Origin of the sequence: Candidatus Magnetobacterium casense, assembly GCF_019173545.1 — a bacterium.
GTDB classification, from domain to species: Bacteria; Nitrospirota; Thermodesulfovibrionia; order Thermodesulfovibrionales; family Magnetobacteriaceae; genus Magnetobacterium; species Magnetobacterium cryptolimnobacter.
On record NZ_JABXWD010000350.1, the window covers coordinates 1 to 3541 of the forward strand.

The 3541-nt window shown below is 50.8% G+C and carries 9 protein-coding genes; 6 read left to right on the forward strand and 3 right to left on the reverse strand.

Annotation, left to right across the window (positions count from 1 at the left end; all coding sequences use genetic code 11):
* From HWQ67_RS14625 to HWQ67_RS14650, 6 genes are all read left to right on the forward strand, one after another.
* A partial coding sequence (locus HWQ67_RS14625) for a hypothetical protein (RefSeq protein ID WP_218253428.1) occupies positions 1–218 on the forward strand: 218 nt, incomplete at its 5' end.
* A 276-nt stretch (positions 219–494) separates the two neighbouring features.
* A complete protein-coding gene (locus HWQ67_RS20260) occupies positions 495–1250 on the forward strand; it encodes a Clp protease ClpP (protein WP_218253429.1) in 756 nt (251 codons plus the stop codon).
* The gene (locus tag HWQ67_RS20645; protein ID WP_218253430.1) at positions 1247–1480 is read left to right on the forward strand and encodes a nicotinamide mononucleotide transporter; all 234 of its coding nucleotides are present in this window, start codon (positions 1247–1249) and stop codon (positions 1478–1480) included. The genes HWQ67_RS20260 and HWQ67_RS20645 overlap by 4 nt, the downstream gene beginning before the upstream one ends.
* Entirely contained in the window at positions 1450–1647 is a 198-nt protein-coding gene (locus tag HWQ67_RS14640; RefSeq protein ID WP_218253436.1) for a hypothetical protein, read from the forward strand. The genes HWQ67_RS20645 and HWQ67_RS14640 overlap by 31 nt, the downstream gene beginning before the upstream one ends.
* A 556-nt stretch (positions 1648–2203) precedes the next feature.
* Positions 2204–2692, forward strand: a complete 489-nt coding sequence (locus tag HWQ67_RS14645) for a hypothetical protein (RefSeq protein ID WP_218253431.1) — start codon at positions 2204–2206, stop codon at positions 2690–2692.
* Positions 2692–2886, forward strand: a complete 195-nt coding sequence (locus tag HWQ67_RS14650; protein ID WP_218253432.1) for a hypothetical protein — start codon at positions 2692–2694, stop codon at positions 2884–2886. Before HWQ67_RS14645 ends, HWQ67_RS14650 begins: the two co-directional genes overlap by 1 nt.
* Before the next feature lie 7 nt (positions 2887–2893).
* Here HWQ67_RS14650 and HWQ67_RS14655 read toward each other — a convergent pair whose 3' ends face one another.
* Genes HWQ67_RS14655 through HWQ67_RS14665 form a run of 3 tightly spaced genes read right to left on the reverse strand, consistent with a single transcriptional unit; the run spans position 2894 to position 3458 of the window.
* Positions 2894–3076, reverse strand: coding sequence for a hypothetical protein (locus tag HWQ67_RS14655; protein WP_218253433.1), 183 nt, complete (start codon positions 3074–3076; stop codon positions 2894–2896).
* Positions 3073–3246, reverse strand: coding sequence for a hypothetical protein (locus HWQ67_RS14660; protein WP_218253434.1), 174 nt, complete (start codon positions 3244–3246; stop codon positions 3073–3075). The genes HWQ67_RS14655 and HWQ67_RS14660 overlap by 4 nt, the downstream gene beginning before the upstream one ends.
* Positions 3243–3458, reverse strand: coding sequence for a hypothetical protein (locus HWQ67_RS14665; protein WP_218253435.1), 216 nt, complete (start codon positions 3456–3458; stop codon positions 3243–3245). The genes HWQ67_RS14660 and HWQ67_RS14665 overlap by 4 nt, the downstream gene beginning before the upstream one ends.
* Positions 3459–3541: the final 83 nt, after the last annotated feature.

Below are 3541 nucleotides of genomic sequence, written 5' to 3' on the forward strand. Positions count from 1 at the left end.
TAAGGGCCGGCACGGACAAGGATTTCCAGTATGTGTTTACTGGCCACTGGCACCATCACGCCATGCTTGATAGCAGCATCATCATGTGTCCGTCAATGATAGGGGCAAATCAGTTCAGCCGGTTCAAGTTGCACAGGAAGTCTTCCCCGGAGCAGTTATTGGCCTTCTTCACGGAGAAACACGGGCTTGTGAGCCAATGGCCTATCAAGTTAGGGTAGTAGGACATGGGGGCTGAAGTCATAGAACTGTTCGAAAAGGAACGGGGTTATGGGCAATGCCCGGAATGCGATGGCTTGGAGTTCTATATCAAGTTGGATGAAGAAAACCACCTAGACGGTTTCGAATGTTCCAACTGCGGTTGGGATGGTGGGATTATCCAAATTGAATAACTCGAAACCGGGGTTCGACTTACATTGTACTTCTCAAGCCTACGCGGAGTCAACGGTAAGCAGCCCGGTTTCGGGTAAATCTATCACCGCAAGGAGGATGAAGTAGTGGAAAATTCAAGTAGAAATCCAGTGAAAGCAATATGGGCGGTAGTTATCTTCCTTGCCGTGACAGTTTTGGTATTGAAGCTGTGCGGGTGTGCTACTTCACCAAGTAGCCAAGAATCGGTACATAGGGTGATTGTGACATGCGAGAACGGCAAGGCCACTGAACAGCAAAAAGAAGACGCAATCAAGAAGGTCATGACCGTGCCGTACACGGACCCCGAATTGCCTACAGGATCATACATAATTGGTGACACTGGGTATTTTACCCTATGGGCGCACATAGGAACTATGGACTGCTTGAACTTATTCAAGAGCATTGAAGTCATGAAGTTCAAGAAGATTGGTAAGTTACATATGCTGATCAACAGTGGAGGAGGGTCCGCCTTTGACGGTATGGCCCTTGCAGACCTGCTTATCCGGGCAAGCAAGGACGGCATGGAGGTTACCTGTGAGGCTTCCGGGGTAGTGGCTTCAGCGGCAGTCCCAATATTTGCAGTTGGGACCAAGCGGATAGCCAGCAAAGGCACAATTTTCATGATCCACGAGGGGAAACTCCATAAGTTCTTGGCGGCGGAAGGGAAGGACGATTTGCGATCGCAACAGGAAATGTTGGACATGGAGGAGACTAGATACAATACTATCCTATCAGAGAGGTCAAAACTGTCCATTTCGGAGATCGAGAAAATGTGCAAACGAACCACTTGGTTTACAGCGGAGAAAGCCAAGGAGTGGGGATTTGTGGACGAAATCAAATGACTTTTGAAGTAATCACCTGGATTCTGGCGGGACTTGCGGCGACCGGGACGATTTTCTGTATCCACCGTAAGCGGACTTGTTTCTTTATCTGGATGGTGTCGGATTCAGGGTGGGCGATAGTGGATTATTCGAGGGGGATCTACGCACAGATGGCCCTGTACGTCTTCTTCTTTGGGTTGGCCGTATGGGGAGCATGGGCATGGAAGAAAAAAAACAGTGCGAGATGGTGACGGTCCCAAAGAAACAACTAGAAGCACTTGAGGCAGCCGTTACCTTGCTGTCATTGCCGAAATCCAAACTTGTGGAGATGATTCTAGATGGCCGAAAATTGGACTCTTCCCCCAGTTTTACGAAAGCAATGGATGCCTTCAAATGCGAGATCAACAAAGGTGATTAAGCCGACTTTTGATCTTACGGGAAGGCGACTAAGTATCAAGAAGATTCTCGTTGCCTTGGGTGCAAGGCGCTATGACGTGTATACTTCCCCAGTCCGGTCCCGGAAGCTAGTGGGCAGGCATTGCAATGGATTTTGGCAGAATCACCATCCCGAAGAAGTCATGAGTTGGCTTTCCAAGCTCTACCGGGAAGCGGTAAAACGGGCGCAGAATGAGGCAGAATTGAAGGAAGTCAACATATTAAGGGATAAGGGTATGCACCTTTTGAGGTATAGATGACACGATTCTTTCACTACCCCTTGGACAGCATCCAAGGGTCGCCCTGGGGCCGGGAGACCTCGACTCCCCACACTGATGACCGAGAGTGACTGACGGACCCGGCCCTGGGGATCTAACGGGAGAACTGACATGGGGATACGCTGAGGGATATACGAAATATTACGGATGTGGAGCTTTGGGCTATGCTCCAAGCTATAATCAAAGAACTCAAATACCGGTCAGAGTGTGACCGACTGGCAAAACAAAATGCTACCACAAATTCAAAGAGGTGATCTCTTCTTGACCCGCTCGGAAACCCTTCTGGGGGCGTCAATTCGTGCCCTGGAAGCGTATTGGGCACCTGATGGGTATGCAGAGTACAACCATGCCGGTTTCTTCTTCTGTACGTGCCATGACGGGGCCGTGGCATGCAGTATCGAGGCCCTCCCTGAAGGAATCTTTGGCCGTCGCTGGCCAGATGAGTTCATGGGGGAGCAGATCCTAATTGCCCGGCATGAGGCTATGGACGAATTTCGCTTCTGGCAGGGGTTTGGACGGGTGGAAATGGAGATAGGGGAGAAATACCCTTTCCACCGGCTCCTGCTCCATGCTCTGGGGCCGCTGGCGGAAATCAACATCATGGATATGAACGTGTGTTCGGAAATCGTACAGATGTTCTGCTTCTTCTCGGGGCTTACCAGGGATCGGCGGGGTTGGAACCCGGATTCGTGCCACGAGTGGCTGAAACAGAATAGACGGATAGACTACGTTTTCGAGGGGGTGCCGTGATGGACTGGAGAACATGGCTCAAAGGATTGGTGAGTGCTGGGATAGGGGCGGCGGCGAATTCCGTTACCGTCATGATCGTGGCCCCGGAGACCTTCAATATCAACGAGGGACTTCCGAAGCTCGGGGCCGTGGCTGCGGTTTCGGCTTTGGTTGCTGTGGCTGGATACCTGAAGCAAAGTCCGTTGCCGAAGTGATTTAGGGCTAAGTTTCACGTTCTCCTCTTGCTACCCTGTCCGCCTCGTCCAGCAGGAGAGCATCTTCGATGTCGTCTTTGAAGGCTAATAGCACTTCGGCTGCATCATGCCGTAGTTCATCCTTAAGTTCGAAATAGCGTAACATCAACTTGCCTTCGGGCTCTATCAATTCCTCCACATGAGTCTTCATGACCGCCTCACTATCATATCCGATGCTTTTGTGATCAAGAGTTCCCCTAACGTAATAGCATGTTCTGGAGATAATAAAAGTTTGTCGCCATTTTCCCCGAATAAAATCACAAGATGATCACCCGCACTCTTAACAACGATGGAAACAAGACCTTCGTTTTCTTCGCTCATCCCCTCTTCCTCCCCGCCCTGCACCGTGGCAACCCCATGGCGCGTTTCCACATGATCACAGTTACCGAGCTCACCCCCAACCACCAACCGACCTTCCGACATCCCCAACCGTGAAGGGTGAAGAACTCCAGCATGTCTCTCCCCGTGGGAAACCCCTGACACTCGGCCAGCCAAGTCAGGAGGGGGGTTGACTCATTCAGTATCTGTCTCATGGTCTCTTCACCCTCATGATGGTCAGGTTTGTCCACCCCTTTTCTTTCAATTCATTCGCTATCTCTCTAGCACGGCAGAGAGT